Below are 16757 nucleotides of genomic sequence, written 5' to 3' on the forward strand. Positions count from 1 at the left end.
GCGATGCTCGCTCATCGGCGCAATCTGTTCACCATTGCGCCTGGCGCGCCGTTTCTGAAGACGTTTGTTTCGGCGCTGCTCGACGGAGAGATCATTTCCGGCCTCACGCGCGACACGCCGCCGCTGACGATGGCGCGCGCAACGATCTATGTGCCGACCCAGCGCGCGGCGCGGGCGCTCGCGGCCGAATTCGCGCAAGCGCTGGATCGGCGCGCGACGCTGCTGCCGCGAATTCTGCCGCTCGGCGCTTTGGAGGAGCGCGAGAACGCCGCTCTGCTCGCCGGAGATTTTGACGTCGAGGCTGATGCGTCGCTCGCCGCGCCGATCGAAGAGCTGGAACGACGTCTGCTGCTGTCGCAGCTCATTCTGCAATGGGCGCAAGCGATCGGGCGCGCGCTCATCTCGGTCGATACAAGCGGCGCGCCCAGCCTGCATGAGAGCGAACCGCTTCTCGTCGCATCGACGCCGTCGGCCGCCTATGCGCTGGCCGCCGAGCTTGGCGCCCTCATCGACGAATTGCACATCGAAGACGTTTCGGTCGACGCCTTCGATACTTTGAGCGATGACGCCTACAGCGACTTCTGGGCGATCACGACGAAGTTTCTGCAGATCGCCTTGCGCGAATGGCCGCAAATTCTCGCCGACCGGAGACGGATCGACGCCAGCGCTTACCAGAAACGCCTGATTGAGGCGCAGATCGCGGAACTCGCCCGCACGCCGCCGACCGCGCCGGTGATCGCGCTCGGCTCGACCGGCGCGCAGCCGACGACCGCGCGGCTGCTCGCCGCCATCGCCGGGCTCGAAAACGGCGCCGTGATCCTACCGGGCCTCGATCAGATCATGAGCGCGGAGGCCTGGGCGAGCGTGGGTCAGACCGAGAGAGGCGGAGAACCGGCCTTCACCCATCCGCAGATGATGCTGAAACGCTTGCTCGCCGCCATGGGCGCGGCTCGCGACGAGCCCCGGGAACTTGCGCGCGTGACTCCGGCGCTGGCGGCGCGCCGCGCGTTTGTCTCGCAAGCGATGGCGCCTGCCGACGCGACGTCGGCATGGCGCGACTATCAGGCTGCGCAGAGCGGCGGCTTCGCAGAGGCGCTCGGCGGCGTCATCGCCTTGGAAGCGTCCGACGAGCGGTTAGAGGCTTTGGCGCTTGCGCTCTTCATGCGCGAGGCGCTGGAGACGCCCGGCCGAACGGCGGCGCTTGTGACGCCGGACCGGCTCATTGCGCGGCGCGTCGCCGCCGAGTTACGACGCTTCGACATTGAGATCGATGATTCGGGCGGCATGCCGCTCGCAAGAACGCCCATCGGCGCGCTGGCGCGACTCGTCGCCGAGATCGGATCGGATCGCGCGGGCGCCGTGAACGTCGCGGCGCTGCTCGCCCATCCGCTGACCGCGCTCGGACTTTCGCGCGCGCATGTCGCATCGCTCGCGTCGCCAATCGAGATTGGCGTGCAGCGGACATTCGCGCAGCCTGACGGCGGCTGGGCGGCGCGTGTGCCGCCGGCACGCGAATTGGCGCGCGCGCCGCATGCGCATCCGGCGGCGCGCCGCATCAGCGATGAGGATTGGCGGGCGATCGAAGACGCGCTCACGCGTATTGACGCCGCTTTCGCGTCCTTCGCCGCGCTGACGCCGACGGCGTCGCTGTCGGACCGCGCGCGCGCGCATAGCGGCGCGCTTGAAGCGGTGATCGCCGGCGCCGACGACGCTGTTGAAGAAGGCGCGTCGACGCTGTACGAACTTCTCGACCGGCTCGCGCACGCTGAGGCGCCGGCAGGCTTTGACGCGCAAAACTACACTGCGCTCTTCGACCGCGTCGCCGCCGAGACGATGCTGCGCGGCCCGCGACGCGCCCATCAGCGCTTGAAGATCCTCGGCCCTTTGGAGGCGCGGCTTATCGAGGCCGACCTCGTCCTGCTCGCCGGACTGGACGAAGGCGTATGGCCGCCGCAGACGGACACCGGCGCCTTTCTCAACCGCTCGATGCGCGCCCAACTCGGCCTGATGGCGCCGGAGCGACGCATCGGCCAAAGCGCACATGACTTCATCATGGCGTTGGGCGCAGAGCGCGTCGTGCTCAGCCGCGCGATCAAGCGCAATGGCGCGCCAACCGTTCCTTCCCGCTTCATCGCGCGTCTCTCGGCGCTTGCCGGCGACGCATTCGACGCCTGCAGGAAACGCGGCGACGCGATGCTCGCGATCGCCGCAGCGCTCGATCGTCCAAAAGCGACGATTGCGATCGAACGGCCGCAGCCGCGCCCCCCCGCGGCGCTGCGCCCACAACGCTTGAGCGTCACCCGCGTCGAGCGCCTGCGCCGTGACCCTTACGCGATCTTCGCCGAATATATTCTCAAACTCACGCCTCTGCCGCCGATCGGCGCGGAGGCCGGTGCGCGCGAAATTGGCGTCGCGATACATGAGGCGCTTGCGGCGTTCGTCGCGCGCCATCCGCGCGGCGCGCTTCCCTCTGGCGCCCGCGCCGTTCTCCGCGATCTCGCGCGCGCGAAACTCGATGGCTTCATGGCCGATCCGGCTTTCGTGAGTTTCCAATGGCCGCGCATCGAAGCGGGGCTCGATCATGCGTTCAGCTTCGAACAGGAGCGTCGGGCGCTGGACTGCGACATCCATGTCGAAACGCGCGGCGAGATCGCGCTTGCCCTCACCGACGGAACGACCTTTCGCCTGACCGCGATCGCCGACCGCATCGAGGTCGACCGCGAGGGCCAGGCCTATGTCTTCGACTACAAGACGGGCGCGCCGCCGTCCAAAAAGCAGGTCAAGGCCGGCTGGTCGCCGCAGCTGACCTTGGAGGCGGCGATGATCGAGGCCGGCGCTTTCGAAAAAATCGGCGTGCGGCCGGTTTCCGGCGCCGCCTATATCGGCTTGCGAAAGGGCGGCGAGACTCACTGGCTCGAATGGAAAGACGCGCGCTTCGCCGATGTCGTCGCGGCGCATCGCGCGCAGCTCGAAGAGCTGCTGTCGCAGTTTTCAAGTGAATCGACGCCCTATGCGTCGCGGCCGCATCCAGCTTTTATGAGCGATGTCGGCGACTACGACCATCTGGCGCGCGTCAAGGAATGGATGCGCGGCGGCGGAGAGGCGGCATGAGCGAGCGTCCGGTTGGCGCCCTGACGATCCGACGCCAGCAAACGGCGTCAGATCCCTTCACGTCCGCCTGGGTTTCGGCGCATGCCGGCTCCGGGAAAACCCATGTGCTCGCGCAGCGGGTTTTGCGGCTGCTGCTTGCCGGCGCGCGGCCGTCGCAGATTCTCTGCCTCACCTATACGAAGGCGGCCGCCGCCAATATGGGTTCGCGCGTCTTCGAGGCGCTCGCGCGCTGGGCGACGCTCGACGATTCGGCGCTGGCCAATGAAATCGCTCGGATGGGCGCTACGGTCGAATCGCGCATCGATCTTGACTTCACCCGGCGGCTTTTCGCGCGCGCCGTCGAAACGCCCGGCGGGCTCAAGATTCAGACCATCCACGCCTTCTGCGAAAAGCTGCTGCATATCTTTCCCTTCGAAGCCAATGTTCCGGCATCCTTCCGCGTCGTCGACGATCTGGAGCGCGCCGAGCTGATGGATGCGGCGCGCCGGCGCGCGCTCGAGGCGGCGACGCGAGACAAAGGATCGCTGCGAAAAGCGCTGGAGCTTGTCGCCCGCGAGACGACGGCTGCGGGATTCGACGCGCTCTGCGAAGAACTGCTGCATCACCGTCAAAAGATCGCGCGCATGCGCGAGCAGGACGACTATGAGGCGCGTGTCTTTACCGCGCTTGGTTTGCGCCCGGAAGAAACGCTGGCGCGAATCGAAGCGGCGATCATCGAGGGCGGCGAGCCGCCGTCCGCGTGGCCGACGCTCGCCAAAATGCTGCGCGGCGGTTCGACTAATGACTGCAAGCTCGCCGACTCGCTCGATTCCGCTTTTACGCTTGCGCCGCATCCAGACTGTATCGAGAGCTATCTTTCAGCCTTCTTCAAGAAAGACGGCGAGCCGCGCGGGATCGGCAAGACAAGAATTGTCACCAGCGGTCTCGCCAAATCCGAGCCACAGCTTCTTTCGCGCATGGAGGCTGAGCGCGACAGACTCGTCACGCTCATCGAAAAGCGCAAGGCCGCGGCGGCGGTCGAACGCTCGCTGGCGCTGTATGTTCTCGGCGACGCCATTCTTGGCGAATATGAGCATGCCAAAAGACGTCGGGGACTACTCGACTACGACGATCTGATCGAGGGCGCGCGCCGCCTGCTTCATCGTTCGAGCCCATCCTGGGTGCTCTATAAGCTCGACGCGCAGATTGACCACATCCTGCTCGATGAGGCGCAGGATACGAGTTCGGCGCAGTGGGACATATTGGCGGCGATCACCGACGAATTTTGCGCAGGCGCCAGCGCGCGCGAAGCGAGGGGCGGCCCGCCGCGCAGTTTTTTTGCGGTCGGCGACGAGAAGCAATCGATCTTTTCCTTTCAAGGCGCGGAGCCTGAACGATTCGATGCGATGCGGCGCGAGTTTCGCCGAAGATTCGAATGCGTCGAACGCCGCTTCGAAGCGGTGACGCTCACCCAATCCTTCCGCTCTTCGCCCGGCGTGCTGCAAGCGGTCGACGACATTTTCGCGATCGAACAGAATCGCCTCGGCCTGTGCTGCGATCCCCAGGAGCCGGCGCCAAGGCATGAGGCGTGGAAATCCGACGTCGCGGCGCTCATCGAAATCTGGGAGCCGATCGGCGCGGAAAATGCGCAAGAGCCGAGCGATTGGCGCCTGCCGCTCGACTATGTCGATGCGAGCGACCCCAGTGAGCGTCTGGCGGAAAGACTGGCGCGCAAGATCAGTGCGCTGCTTGCGCCTCAGAGCGGCGAATGCGTCGAAGACAGCGGCGCGCTGCGCCCTGTCGAGGCCAGCGACATACTGGTTCTGGTGCGCAAGCGGGGTCCGCTCTTCGAGGCGATCATTCGCGCGTTGAAAAACGAACATGTTCCCGTCGCCGGCGCCGACCGGCTGAATCTCGCCGACCACATCGCCGTCCACGATCTCGTCGCGCTTGGACGCGCGGCGCTGTTGCCGCAAGACGATCTGACGCTGGCGAGCGTCCTGAAGTCGCCATTCTTTGGCTTCGACGACGACGATCTCATCGCGCTTGCGCCAGCCCGTCGCGCGTCACTGATCGAAGCGCTTGAGCAGTCCGAAGAGGCGCGTTGCCGGGAGGCCGCGGCGCGGCTGCAACGCTTGCAACGCGATGCTGCGGCCATGGCGCCGTTCGATTTTTACAGCAGCGTTCTCGGGACTGACGGCGGGCGCACGCAGCTCATGGCAAGACTGGGCGGCGAAGCCGAGGACGCTATCGACGAATTCTTAAAGCTTGCGGCGAGTTTCGAACGCGAACAGCCGCCGTCGCTGACGGCCTTCCTGGCGATGGCCGAGTCGCTCGATCTTTCCATCAAGCGCGATATGGAATCTGCCGGCGGCGCCGTGCGGGTGATGACCGCTCATGCGGCGAAGGGTCTGGAGGCGAAGATCGTGTTTTTGCCGGACACCTGCGGGGCGTCCGCCGGCAAGCACGATCCGAAGCTCTATGCGCTCGGCGAGGATGGCGATGCGGTTCTCCTCTGGTCGATCGGCAAGGACAGCGACCCGATCGCGCTCCAGCAGGAGCGCGAGGCGCATCGGCGGCGCGAGCGCGAGGAAAGCCAGCGCCTGCTTTATGTCGCGCTGACGCGCGCGGAGGAGCGGCTTTACATTTGCGGCGCGCATGGCCTCAGCGGTCGCGCCGATGGCTGCTGGTACGACGCCATTCGCAACGCGCTCGAATCGAGCTGCGAGATTGTGTCCGACCCCCTCGATGCGACATCGACGATTCTGCGCCGCGGCGCGGTTCCGCCGCGCTTCGATCTTTCAAGAAAAGCGCCGCAGGCCGCCGCTGTCGACGTTCCGGCCTTCGCCACGACCAAGGCGCGTCCCGAAGTCGCGCCGGCGCCGCCGCTGCGTCCCTCGAGCGCGCTCGCCGGCGCAGACCTCATCGCCATTGGCGCGGATGGCGTCGCTGCGCGTCGAGGCGAAGCGGAACGTCTGCTGCACGGCCGTCTCGTCCATGCGCTGCTGCAGCATCTGCCGGCTTGCGCGACGGACCATCGTCAAAGCGCGGCGCGGCGCTTTCTTTCGGCGCGCGGCGGCTTTCTTAGCGAAGACAGGCGAGAGGCGCTGGCGCGGTCGGCGCTCGCGGTTCTCGCCGACCCGCGTCTTGCGCCGCTCTTTGGCCCAGAATCGACTCCTGAAGTCGACATCGTCGCGACGCTCGAGAATGGAGCCGTCGTCTCCGGCCGCATCGATCGGGTCGCCGCAACGGCGACCGAGGCGCTGATCGCCGAATTCAAGACTGGACGGCCGCGCGCCAAGCTCGAAGACGCGCATTTGCGCCAGCTTGCGCTCTATCGCGCTGCGATCGCGCCGCTCTTTCCCGGCAAACGGCTACGCTGCTTTCTGATCTATACGCAGAACGCCAGCGTGCTCGAAGCCGATGAATCGGCGCTGGCCGAGGCGCTTGCATGCGCGCTGACGCAAGACGTTGCGGCGTCAAGCGCGTCGGGCGTGCGAGGTTAAGACGACTCGTCGGGTCCGACGCGACGTCTCCAGAATTCCAGCAGCAACGGACTGAGCGCCATAACGATGGGGCCAAGAACGATGCCCGAAGCGCCGAACAATTGCAGGCCGCCGAGCATCGCGATGAACGCGGGAACAGTGTGCAGCCGCATGCTGTCGCCGATGAGCAGCGGCCGAACCAGATTGTCGATGCTGGAGATCACCACGCCGCCCCACAGCCCGAGAATGATGGCTTCAACCCAGCGGTCCTCGATCAAAAGGTAAATCGTCGCCGGAATCCAAATGACGAAAGAGCCGAGCACCGGCACGATCGAGACAAGCCCCATGATCAACCCCCACAGCACCGGCGAATTGAAATCCAGCACCCAGAACATGAGTCCGCCAAGCAGGCCTTGCAGCGCCGCCACCGCCAGCGTGCCAAAGAGGATTGCATTGATCGTATCGCGCACGCGCACGATGATCCTGCCTGTTTCGATGTTCGAGAAGGGCGACAATCGCGCGAGCGTCTGCAGCGCCACGGCGCGGTCGCGCAGGAAAAAGAAGAGGAGGTAGAAGGCGAGGAGAGTGGTGATGATCTGACCGGTAGACGCGCGCAGAAAGTTCGCCGTCATGTTGGTGACAAAGGCGCCCAGCTGCGAGAACGTCGCTTGCAGATCGAATCTGCGTGCGATCCAGCTTTGGAAGCGGCCGAGCCAAGGATGGGCGTCGAGCATTGTTTGCCAGTCGCCTTGCTGCACCGTTTTCTGAACGTAATCGACGCCTGCGGCGGCCTCGCTGACGAGCCGTTCGATCACAAGCAGCAGCGGTCCAACGATGACGAGCCCGACGATCAGCATGGAGACGCCGGCCGCAAGGGAGGGCGGCAAGAAGCGCTCCAGCACGCGATGGGGGGCAATGAACACAACCGCGAGCACGAGCGCCCAGGTGAGCGCCGGCAGAAATGGCGCAGAAATCAGAATCGCGGCGGAGAGAAACGCAAGCGTGACGGCAAGCCTGGCGAGGACAAAAACGTCGATTGAAAGGTTCTGATCCTGTTCGACGAGCGCCGCCGCTTCCAGCTCCTCGTTCATGTCCGCCCCTGTCGCTGCGTTTCCACCCTATAGACAGGGCGCGCCGCGGGCTTGGCAAGGAGGCCCGACATCTGCGCGGTCCAAGGCGGCCGCGTAAATAACATTCATGAATTCGTTCGGCCGTTTCCGCCAAGAAAACGGGCGGCTTCGAGAAGCCGCCCGTTAAAGGTCCTATTCTCCGCCGTTCGCCGCGACGGCTTCGGCCTTTTCCTTGGCCTCGAGGTCTTCGCCGGTCTCCTGGTCGACGACGCGCATCGAGAGGCGCACCTTGCCGCGGTCGTCGAAGCCGAGGAGTTTGACCTTCACGCGGTCGCCTTCCTTCACGACGTCGGTCGTCTTGTTCACGCGCTGCTTGGAGAGCTGCGAGATGTGAACGAGCCCGTCCTTTGCGCCGAAGAAGTTGACGAAGGCGCCAAAGTCCGCGGTTTTCACCACCGTGCCCTCGTAGATCAAGCCGACCTCGGGATCAGAGGCGATGGACTTGATCCAGTTGATCGCCGCCTTGATGGAATTGCCGTCCGAGGAGGCGACCTTCACCGTGCCGTCGTCCTCGATGTTGATCTTGGCGCCGGTCTTCTCGACGATCTCGCGGATGACCTTGCCGCCCGAGCCGATCACGTCGCGGATCTTGTCGGTGGGGATCTTCATCGTCTCGATGCGCGGCGCGAATTCGCCGAGTTCAGCGCGCGAACTCGTGATCGCCTTCGCCATTTCGCCGAGAATATGCAGTCGGCCGTCCCTCGCCTGAGCGAGCGCGACCTTCATGATTTCCTCGGTGATGCCGGCGATCTTAATGTCCATCTGCAGCGAGGTCACGCCATTGGACGTGCCCGCAACCTTGAAGTCCATGTCGCCGAGATGATCCTCGTCGCCCAGAATATCCGAGAGCACGGCGAAGCGTTCGCCTTCGAGGATGAGGCCCATGGCGATGCCGGCCGTCGGCGCCTTCAGCGGCACGCCGGCGTCCATTAACGCGAGCGAGGTGCCGCAGACGGTCGCCATCGAGGACGAGCCATTCGACTCGGTGATCTCCGAGACGACGCGCAGCGTATAGGGGAACTCGGCCGCCGCCGGCAGCATTGGGCGGATGGCGCGCCAGGCGAGCTTGCCATGGCCGATTTCGCGACGGCCGGGCGAACCCATGCGGCCGGTCTCGCCGACGCTGTAGGGGGGGAAGTTGTAATGGAGCAGGAAGCGCTCCTTGTAGGTGCCCTCGAGCGAATCGACATATTGCTCGTCTTCGCCCGTTCCGAGAGTGGCGACGACAAGCGCCTGAGTCTCGCCGCGGGTGAAGAGCGCCGAGCCATGCGTGCGCGGGAGAACGCCGACCTCGGCGACGATCGGGCGCACGGTCTTGACGTCGCGGCCGTCGATGCGGATGCCGGTGTCGAGAATGTTCCAGCGGACGACCTTGGCTTGAAGCTCCTTAAAGGCCGCGCCGACTTCTTCCTTGGTGAATTTGGCTTCGCCGCCTTCCGGGAAGAGCGCGGCGGTCACCTTCGCCTTCACGGCGTCGACGGCGGCGTAACGCTCCTGCTTGACGGTGTTCTTGTAGGCTTCGCGAAGTTCGGCTTCGGCGATCTGGGCGACGGCGTTCGCGACGTCCGTCGTGTCGGCGATGACGAGGTCGCGCGGGTCCTTGGCGGCGCGCTCGGCGAGGCGGATGATGGCGTCGATCACCGGCTGGAAGCCGCGATGGCCCAGCATGACCGCTTCCAGCATGGTGTCCTCGGAGAGCTCCTTGGCTTCCGACTCGACCATCAGCACGGCGTCCTGCGTGCCGGCGACGATGAGATCGAGCTCGGAAAGCTTCATCTCCTCGATCGTCGGATTGAGTTTGAGCTGACCATTGATGCAGCCGACGCGCGCGCCGCCAACCGGTCCCATGAAAGGAACGCCGGAAAGCGTCAGCGCCGCTGACGCCGCGACCAGGGCGAGAATGTCGGGATCGTTTTCGAGGTCGTGCGAAAGAACGGTCGCGATGACCTGCGTGTCATTGCGATATCCGTCGGGGAAGAGCGGGCGGATGGGGCGGTCGATGAGGCGGGAGATCAGCGTCTCGCGCTCCGAGGGCCGGCCCTCGCGCTTGAAATAGCCGCCCGGGATGCGTCCGGCGGCGAAGGCTTTTTCCTGATAATTGACGGTGAGCGGGAAAAAGTCCTGGCTGGGTTTTGGCGCCTTGGCTGAAACGACTGTCGCGAGCACTGTCGTCTCGCCCCAACTCGCCATCACGGCGCCGTCGGCCTGGCGGGCGACCTTGCCGGTCTCGAGCACGAGCGTGCGCCCGGCCCAATCGAGTTCTTCGCGGTGAACTTGGAACATGCTGGTCTTTCTCTGATGAACCTGCGGTTCGTCATGAGCAAGACGGCGAGAAGCTGCGGCAGCGGTGTTTCGTAAAGCGTCGACGCAGCGTCCGGCGATCCTGCCATGACTTTACGCGTTGGTCGTGGCGAGCGTCCGTCTGGACGCCCATCTTGGGGAAAGCGGCGCATCGGCGCGCCGCTTTCGCTCAGCTGGTTAGCGGCGGATGCCGAGCCGCTCGATCAGGCTCTTGTAGCGCGGTTCGTCCCGCACCTTCACATAATCAAGGAGCTGGCGGCGCTGGGAAACGAGCTTCAGGAGCCCGCGACGCGAGTGATTGTCTTTCGCATGGGTCTTGAAGTGTTCGGTCAGATTGGTGATTCTCTCGGTGAGAATCGCCACCTGCACCTCGGGCGAGCCCGTGTCGTTCGCCTTGGTGGAATATTCCTTGATGAGCGACTGCTTGCGCTCCGCCGAGATCGACATCGGATTGTCCTTGTCTTTGGAGGTGATCCGCGCTCCGCGGCCAAGGCCGGGATGTCGTCCAGCAGGGTCGCGCGAAAACGGAGCCGCCCCGGCGGACCGGGGCGTGCCGAGGCGTTATAGCAGAAATGCAGGAGATGAATAGAGGTCTTACGCCTTCTCCAGCGCCTTCAGGCGCTGGCCCAGCCTGTTGATTTCCACTTCTGCGCGGACAAGCTCGGTCACGTCATATTGGACGCCGAGGTAGTAGATCACCGCGCCGCGACTATCGAGCAGCGGCGTGATATTGAGCTTATTGAAGAACAACTCGCCATTTTTCCGATAGTTGCGCAGCGTCACTTCAATGTGTTGATGCTTGCGCATGGCCTCCCGCAGCGGCGCGAGCCCCTCCTGATCCCGGTCGTCGCCCTGCAGAAAACGGCAGTTGCGGCCGATGATATCGTCCTGGCCATAGCCGGTCATGCTTTCGAAGGCCTTGTTCGCATAGATGATCGGCGCGTCGGGTTGATCCGGGTCCGCCAGCGTGACGCCGTTGACGCATGAATCGAGAATCTGCGTCAAAATCTTCGGGATGATCCCATCATCTTTCTGAACGACGAACATTTTTCGCTGACCTCAGTTTGATTGTGACGCGCCGGCGGGTTGGGCTGAAGTCGCGCCGGTTTCGATAAGCGCCCGAAGGTTCTCGACGATCTGCTCTGCGCCGTCCTGCAACGCGGCGCGAATCAATTTGACGAAGGGTCGCATCGAAAACTCGATCTCGCGCAATTCGAAGGTGAAAATCAGCGTGGTTCCTTGCGCCTCGCACTCGAATTCGTAGGAGGACGAGAAGGGCTCGGAAATTCCTTCTATCGCGAAAAGGCGCGGGCGTTCGAGGCTCACGATCTCGAATGTGCTCTCGCTGCGTATGCCCCGCTCCATCGTGACTTGGCGCGCCGTCATCCCGACACGCACGGGCGCGCTTCCATTCGGCTCCAACTCCACCACTTGCGGACACCATCGCTGATAATTTGCGAAAAAATCGCGGGCGACGAAGTCGAAAGCAAAGTCACGGGGCCGTGAAATCACGGTTCTGGCGATGCCGCCGACGGCTGGAGGACGGGGCGGGCTCAATCCTTTGAGGTTGACGTTAAGTCCCAACATGCGACGCCCTTGCTTAAAGATGATGGGCTTCCTCAGACGAGCTAGGCGTTTTCGCGCGACTGACAAGGGCGATCCGGGCGACTTCCTCGGCACCGTCTAAAAACGGCGGCAAATTGGCGAAGATTGAGGGTCCCTTGAGACGTCTAGGGCGCACATCTCATTAATCGGGCCGCTTTGCCGCACGCCTGAAAACGGCCCATCCCAAACCAGCGAGGTCGGCGATGAGCGCTCCGCCACATATTGAGAATCAGTTGTTTATCGCCGCATTCTGTCTTTTCGCGCTCCTGCTCGTCGTCGAAAAATTCCGTCCTTACAAGAAATTCGCGGGCGCGGGCCTGAAGGCGTCATTCTCCACCAACACTTCTGCTTTCCTGATCAACAACGTCATCATGAATGTCTTGTCCGTTTCCAGCCTGCTCGTCGTCGCTTCGAACTATTCGAACTATGGCCTGCTATCGAGCCTGCCCGACGCGCCGTCGAAATGGATTGCAAGCTTCGTGTTGTTCGATCTGGCGGTATATGCGTGGCACTATCTCGGGCATAGGTCGGAAGCGCTCTGGCTGTTTCACAAGATCCATCACAGCGATAAGAGCTTTCACGTCACGACTGGGCTACGTTTCCATGTCTTCGATCAGTTGCTGGAAGTCGTCGTGAAATGCGTCTGCGCCATTGTCATCGGCGCGCCCGCGCATGTCGTGGTGGTATGCGAGGTTGTGCGCATGTTCTTCGTGCTGTTCCACCACGCCAACATCGCGATTCCCGGAGAAAAGATTCTGTCCTATTTCATCATCACGCCGTCTCTGCACCGCGCCCATCATTCGACGCTGCGCAGCGAGCACGACGGCAATTACGGAATCGTCCTTTCGATCTGGGACATTCTCTTTCGCACGCGAAAGGTTCTGACGCCGAAATCCATCGGCCTCGAGCTGATCGAGGCGGAAAATTTCCTGCAGCTGTTCAGTTTGGCGTTTCTCACCGAGCGGCGGCTTGCGCGCGTCATGCATCTTGTTCCCCGAAAGCCGCTTCCTTAGGCCGTGTGCGCTGGTGCAAAGCGCGCGCGATTCTTCGGGCTCACGATTGCGCCGATAGACGCAAGGGTCGCCTCGGCGCCGCGTGACGAGAGCCTTGATGAACCGCATCGCCTGCTATTGTTTGCCGCTTGTCGTCGCGAGCGGCGTCGCGCCCGCCGCCGGGCAGGACATCTCCTCCGCTTACACAAAGCTCGACGTGCGCCGCGACTGCGCGCACCGGCCTGGAAAGGCGGTGGAGGACTATGGCGACTGGCGCTGCAAGGGCTATGCGGGCATGCCCATGTGGCTCGGGGCGGGCGATCAGCGCATGTATGTCAGCTTCGGATCCAAGGCCAAGGACGAACCGGCGGCGGGACAGACGCTCGCGCCCTTCAACGACTTCTATAGGGGCGTCGTCGAATGGCGGCTCGCCAATGGCAAGCCCTTCGCCGCGATCATGCGATGGAATGTGAAACGCGCCGCCGACATGGAGAACCGTGAGGTCCGAGGCCGCGCCTTGGTCGTCACGCGCCTGCCGCCGGGCGGCGTCTGCCACCTCGGCTACGTCGATGCGCTCGCCAACCCAAACGCCAATGAACTGGCGCGCGAGATCGCCGACAAACACGCCCGCGATTTCGTCTGCGGCAAGGACACGCCGATCGTCCTTGGCAAGATCACGCCAGGCGAGGATTTCTTCAGCACCAAGCCTTAGAACGCTTATCGATAAAAAAAGGAATCAAATATTTGAGCAGGTTCTCATCGAAAAAATCTGTCAACTTTTTCGGAACCTGCTCTAGGCGCCTTTGTCGGGCTGGAGCATTTGGGCGTCGCCGCGCAACATGCGGGTGATGAAGGCGCGCGCCGCGGGCTTGTCGCTTCTCGAGGTCAGTCCTGACAACAGTCCAAGCGCGCCGCCAAGCGTTATCCCCGCAAGCGCGCAGAGCGCATAGATTTCGATGCGATTGGGCGATCCCGCGACGGCCAAGGCGGTGAACAGGCCCACCGCGCCGCCGCAGAGCGCGACGAGCGCTTCTCGATCGCCCGCCCGCGCCCAAAAGGCCAGGGCGAGCGGCGGCGCGAGGCAGGCGGCCGATACTGCGAGCGCCGCCGCCACGAGCGCGCCTGGCGTGAAGACTCCGGTGACGGCCGTCACGTAAGCAAGAGTCGACACGATCACGAGCGTGACGCGGTTGACGGCGAGACGCCGGCTCGTCAGGTCGATCTCGCCGCGCAGCCGATAGAGCGCGTCATGGCCAAAGGCTGTCGCGCAGGCTTGCAGGCCCGCGGTGGCGAGCGCCAGCCCGAGGGCGACAAGCGCCGAGGCGATAAGCCCTGAAGACGCCGCGCCGAGCTCCGCCGCCTGCGGCAGCGCGCCGAGCAGAAAGTCGCCGTCGATCGGTCGAATCTCCTCCGCGGCGAGCGGCGCGCCGGGCGCATATCCCTTTGCCGCGCAGGCGCGCTGTGCTTCCGACGGCCCGCGCACGTAATAGCCGCAAACGCTGAGAAGCCCGCGTTCGCTCGCCTGATAGATTGCTTGCGGCAGACGTTCCGGCGGCTGTCCCGCTGTGGCCCGGGCGAGCGACAGCGCCGAAGCGGCGATCGCCGCGGCCGCCAGCAGCGCGATGACGACGCTCCAGAAGAGGGCGGAGATCCCGGCGCGCCGCGCGCTGCGCCCGTCGGCGGTCGCCACCGAGGCCGCGAGCACCGGCGCGAGCGTCGCGATCCCGAGCGCCACGGCGATCGTCGTGACGAATTCCACCGGCAGGCCCATGGGCGTCGGCGTCACCCCCCAGCTCTCCAGCAGTTTCGCGGCCTCCGCGGAGGCGCCGCCGCCAAAGATCAGACCGCTCGGCAGCGCGTCATGGAGACTGAGCGCGGCGATCGGCCAGCCAAAGCCCAGCGTCGCCACGCCAGCGGCGGCGGCCGCCCCCCACATGACGCCTGAAAGTCCGCCAGGACCGGCGATGATCAGGCTGGCCGCGGCGATCAAAAATGCCGCGAAGCCCCGGTTGGCGCCGGTGTGCTCGACCAGCGCATTCACCGCAATCAGGCCGCCGGCGGCGGCAAGCAGCGTCGAAGACAGCGCCACCGCGCCGATGAAGCCGACGCGGGTCGCGGCGCTTGCAAAACGTGCGCAAAGAAGCTCGGAAATCGAAAAAACGCCGGTTTTGCGTAGCAGCGGGCCGACATAAAGACCCGCCGCGGCGAGACCGATGAAGACGCCGGCGACGGCGCCTACAGCCCAGCTGCCTCCCGCAAGCCGTGAGCCGAAAGGCAGCATCAGGGCGATCACGATGGCGGCGTTGGCGAAGCCGGCATAGGCGGCCGGCAGTCCGCGGCCGGCGGTGTAATAGACCGACGCGCGCATCGAATGCAGAAGGAAGCCGAGCGTGGCGAGGCCGAGGATGGTGAAATAGGGCGGCGCCGCGCCGACAAAGCGCTCCGGCGCGCCGACGCGGTCGAGAAGCGCCGCAAAGGCGTAAGCCAGCAGAAAGCTCGCGGCGACGAAGGCGATTCGGGCGTCAAGATTGGCTCTTTCGAGCGCCGCCTGCTCGGTCGACCGATCGCTCATCCTGGCCCTCGCTAAAACAGAAAACGATGCGACTCTAGATGAGGACGTCTCGCCGGCCAAGATGGCGCGCGCGTCTCAGCCCTAAGCTATCGACGTCGCATAGGTCATGATGTAGCGGCTCATTCTCTCTTTGAGACTGCCGAACGCCATGCCCATGCGGTTATAGCCGATCGCGGCCGGAATCGCGGCGGCGAGCCCATAGGCCGTCGCGGCGAGCGCATCGGCGATGCCGGGGGCGACGATTGCAAGACTCGTGTCTTGAGTCTGCGCGATCCCCGAAAAGCTCGACATAATGCCCCAAACCGTGCCGAACAGGCCGACAAAGGGGCCCGCCGAGGCGACGATGGCCAGAACCGGGAGCCCGCCTTCGGCGTCGAGCATGAATTCGCGCGCGGCGCGGTTCATCTGCTGCAGGATTCGTTCGCGCTTCTGGTGAATGGATTCGTTGGGCAATTCAGCTTGCGACGCTTGGCGCGCGGCTTCGGCGATCGGCCAGAGGACGCCAACATCGCCGCCGGCCCGCACGCGATCCAGCGCCTTGGAAAGACGCCGCAGAACAAAGACTCCGTCGATGATGAGCACCCAGGTCCAGACCGCCGCGGCGAGAAGCAGCGCCATCACCAGTTTGCTGACGGGTCCGGCATAAATGAACATGCCGAGGGGCGACATCGGCGCAAGTGAAATGGGCGCAAGTGACATCGGCGCAAAATCCATTGCAGCGCTCTCCTGAGCTCGCGGCGTTAAGCTTATTGAAACGTGATTCCCTGCCGCGCGAACACGGCTCCGCAGCTGCTTGGTCCGCGCGAAGAGGCGACGATGCGCCGCGCCAGCGCCGCATGCGCGGGGCTTCCGCCAGACGCGGAAATACCCGAGATGCCGCCGCCGGAATTCACATAGAAGGTGACATTGACCGTTCCCGGGCCAAGGCTCGTCACGGCGGGCGTATGTCCGCGAATTGAAGCGTAGATTTGAGCAAGACAGGTCGCCTGCGAGGCGCCCGAAGCGTCGCCGCTGCCTCCTGGCAATCCGAAACGGCCGGCGACGCGCGCCGATCCCGACCCTTGGCCGGCGCCGCCGGGTCTCCCGTAGCGCCTTGCGTTTTCAGCCGCGCCTCGTCCGTCGTTCACGGCCTCTCGGCGCTCGCGGGCCTTGTGTTCGGCCTTCTTCGGCTTCTCGACCCTCTCTTTCTTTTCGGTCTTTTCTTTTTTGGCGGGCGTCGGCGCCGCATCGGGCTCCATGATCAGCGGCGGCGGCGGCTCGTCGGAGATGAGTTCGTCCATCCCTTCGTCGGTGAGGGAGGCGGTTTCAATCGGCAGGGGATCGTCCAGCGAATCTCCTTCGGGCGCCGGATCTCCCGCCTCGAGCGAAACGCCTTCGGGGATGAGGTCTGCATTTATGCCGCCAAGGTCGACGACCAGCGACTGCGGCCAGTAAACGCCTGAAGCGAAGAACGCGAGAAATATCCCGACGACCGACGCGGTTGCGACGGGATACAGCCAGCGAGGCCTGAGCAGGGGACGTTTTTCGAATGGCGCGCCCGCGTTCGAGCGTGTCGTTGTATTATTCATTTGTGAAGCGCTCC

At 64.4% G+C, this 16757-nt stretch carries 12 protein-coding genes; 4 read left to right on the plus strand and 8 right to left on the minus strand.

Features of this window, described 5'->3' with window-relative positions:
- Positions 1-3: 3 nt before the first annotated feature.
- Together addB and addA are read left to right on the plus strand one after the other, a co-directional pair.
- Positions 4-3111, plus strand: a complete 3108-nt coding sequence (gene addB, locus ACPS74_RS12750) for a double-strand break repair protein AddB (protein WP_029648954.1) — start codon at positions 4-6, stop codon at positions 3109-3111.
- Complete coding sequence (gene addA, locus ACPS74_RS12755; RefSeq protein WP_051381705.1) at positions 3108-6596, plus strand: double-strand break repair helicase AddA; 3489 nt, start codon at positions 3108-3110, stop codon at positions 6594-6596. Before addB ends, addA begins: the two co-directional genes overlap by 4 nt.
- Here addA and ACPS74_RS12760 read toward each other — a convergent pair.
- The 5 genes from ACPS74_RS12760 to ACPS74_RS12780 form a co-directional block, all read right to left on the minus strand.
- A complete protein-coding gene (locus ACPS74_RS12760) occupies positions 6593-7666 on the minus strand; it encodes an AI-2E family transporter (RefSeq protein WP_029648956.1) in 1074 nt (357 codons plus the stop codon). The genes addA and ACPS74_RS12760 overlap by 4 nt on opposite strands.
- Before the next feature lie 171 nt (positions 7667-7837).
- Positions 7838-9988: a polyribonucleotide nucleotidyltransferase gene (gene pnp / locus ACPS74_RS12765; RefSeq protein ID WP_029648957.1), complete on the minus strand. Its 2151-nt coding sequence runs from the start codon at positions 9986-9988 to the stop codon at positions 7838-7840.
- 195 nt (positions 9989-10183) lie between these two features.
- Positions 10184-10453 (minus strand): 30S ribosomal protein S15, encoded by a 270-nt coding sequence (gene rpsO, locus ACPS74_RS12770; protein WP_029648958.1) that lies wholly within the window; start codon positions 10451-10453, stop codon positions 10184-10186.
- 147 nt (positions 10454-10600) lie between these two features.
- Complete coding sequence (locus tag ACPS74_RS12775) at positions 10601-11053, minus strand: PAS domain-containing protein (RefSeq protein ID WP_029648959.1); 453 nt, start codon at positions 11051-11053, stop codon at positions 10601-10603.
- Between the two features lie 12 nt (positions 11054-11065).
- Positions 11066-11593: an SRPBCC family protein gene (locus ACPS74_RS12780; RefSeq protein WP_029648960.1), complete on the minus strand. Its 528-nt coding sequence runs from the start codon at positions 11591-11593 to the stop codon at positions 11066-11068.
- Positions 11594-11814: 221 nt separating this feature from the next.
- On the opposite strand from ACPS74_RS12780, the gene ACPS74_RS12785 reads away from it, so the two are divergent.
- Positions 11815-12624 carry a sterol desaturase family protein gene (locus tag ACPS74_RS12785; RefSeq protein ID WP_029648961.1) on the plus strand — a complete coding sequence of 270 codons (810 nt, stop codon included), beginning with the start codon at positions 11815-11817 and terminating at the stop codon, positions 12622-12624.
- 97 nt (positions 12625-12721) lie between these two features.
- Positions 12722-13315 (plus strand): hypothetical protein, encoded by a 594-nt coding sequence (locus ACPS74_RS12790; RefSeq protein WP_029648962.1) that lies wholly within the window; start codon positions 12722-12724, stop codon positions 13313-13315.
- 81 nt (positions 13316-13396) lie between these two features.
- On the opposite strand, the gene ACPS74_RS12795 is transcribed toward ACPS74_RS12790, so the two are convergent.
- The 3 genes from ACPS74_RS12795 to ACPS74_RS12805 form a co-directional block, all read right to left on the minus strand.
- Positions 13397-15175: a sodium:solute symporter gene (locus tag ACPS74_RS12795; RefSeq protein ID WP_029648963.1), complete on the minus strand. Its 1779-nt coding sequence runs from the start codon at positions 15173-15175 to the stop codon at positions 13397-13399.
- 81 nt (positions 15176-15256) lie between these two features.
- Positions 15257-15874 (minus strand): MotA/TolQ/ExbB proton channel family protein, encoded by a 618-nt coding sequence (locus ACPS74_RS12800; RefSeq protein WP_029648964.1) that lies wholly within the window; start codon positions 15872-15874, stop codon positions 15257-15259.
- 47 nt (positions 15875-15921) lie between these two features.
- The gene (locus tag ACPS74_RS12805) at positions 15922-16743 is read right to left on the minus strand and encodes a hypothetical protein (protein WP_029648965.1); all 822 of its coding nucleotides are present in this window, start codon (positions 16741-16743) and stop codon (positions 15922-15924) included.
- Positions 16744-16757: the final 14 nt, after the last annotated feature.

The sequence above is a fragment of the Methylocystis sp. SB2 genome (genome assembly GCF_049817085.1).
In the GTDB taxonomy this organism is placed as follows: Bacteria; Pseudomonadota; Alphaproteobacteria; order Rhizobiales; family Beijerinckiaceae; genus Methylocystis; species Methylocystis rosea.

Bases quoted from the DNA above. Each gene is read 5' to 3' on its own strand.
- addB (WP_029648954.1), top strand. From the start codon at position 4: ATGCTCGCTCATCGGCGCAATCTGTTCACCATTGCGCCTGGCGCGCCG.
- addA (WP_051381705.1), top strand. From the start codon at position 3,108: ATGAGCGAGCGTCCGGTTGGCGCCCTGACGATCCGACGCCAGCAAACG.
- ACPS74_RS12760 (WP_029648956.1), bottom strand. From the start codon at position 7,666: ATGAACGAGGAGCTGGAAGCGGCGGCGCTCGTCGAACAGGATCAGAAC.
- pnp (WP_029648957.1), bottom strand. From the start codon at position 9,988: ATGTTCCAAGTTCACCGCGAAGAACTCGATTGGGCCGGGCGCACGCTC.
- rpsO (WP_029648958.1), bottom strand. From the start codon at position 10,453: ATGTCGATCTCGGCGGAGCGCAAGCAGTCGCTCATCAAGGAATATTCC.
- ACPS74_RS12775 (WP_029648959.1), bottom strand. From the start codon at position 11,053: ATGTTCGTCGTTCAGAAAGATGATGGGATCATCCCGAAGATTTTGACG.
- ACPS74_RS12780 (WP_029648960.1), bottom strand. From the start codon at position 11,593: ATGTTGGGACTTAACGTCAACCTCAAAGGATTGAGCCCGCCCCGTCCT.
- ACPS74_RS12785 (WP_029648961.1), top strand. From the start codon at position 11,815: ATGAGCGCTCCGCCACATATTGAGAATCAGTTGTTTATCGCCGCATTC.
- ACPS74_RS12790 (WP_029648962.1), top strand. From the start codon at position 12,722: ATGAACCGCATCGCCTGCTATTGTTTGCCGCTTGTCGTCGCGAGCGGC.
- ACPS74_RS12795 (WP_029648963.1), bottom strand. From the start codon at position 15,175: ATGAGCGATCGGTCGACCGAGCAGGCGGCGCTCGAAAGAGCCAATCTT.
- ACPS74_RS12800 (WP_029648964.1), bottom strand. From the start codon at position 15,874: ATGTCACTTGCGCCCATTTCACTTGCGCCGATGTCGCCCCTCGGCATG.
- ACPS74_RS12805 (WP_029648965.1), bottom strand. From the start codon at position 16,743: ATGAATAATACAACGACACGCTCGAACGCGGGCGCGCCATTCGAAAAA.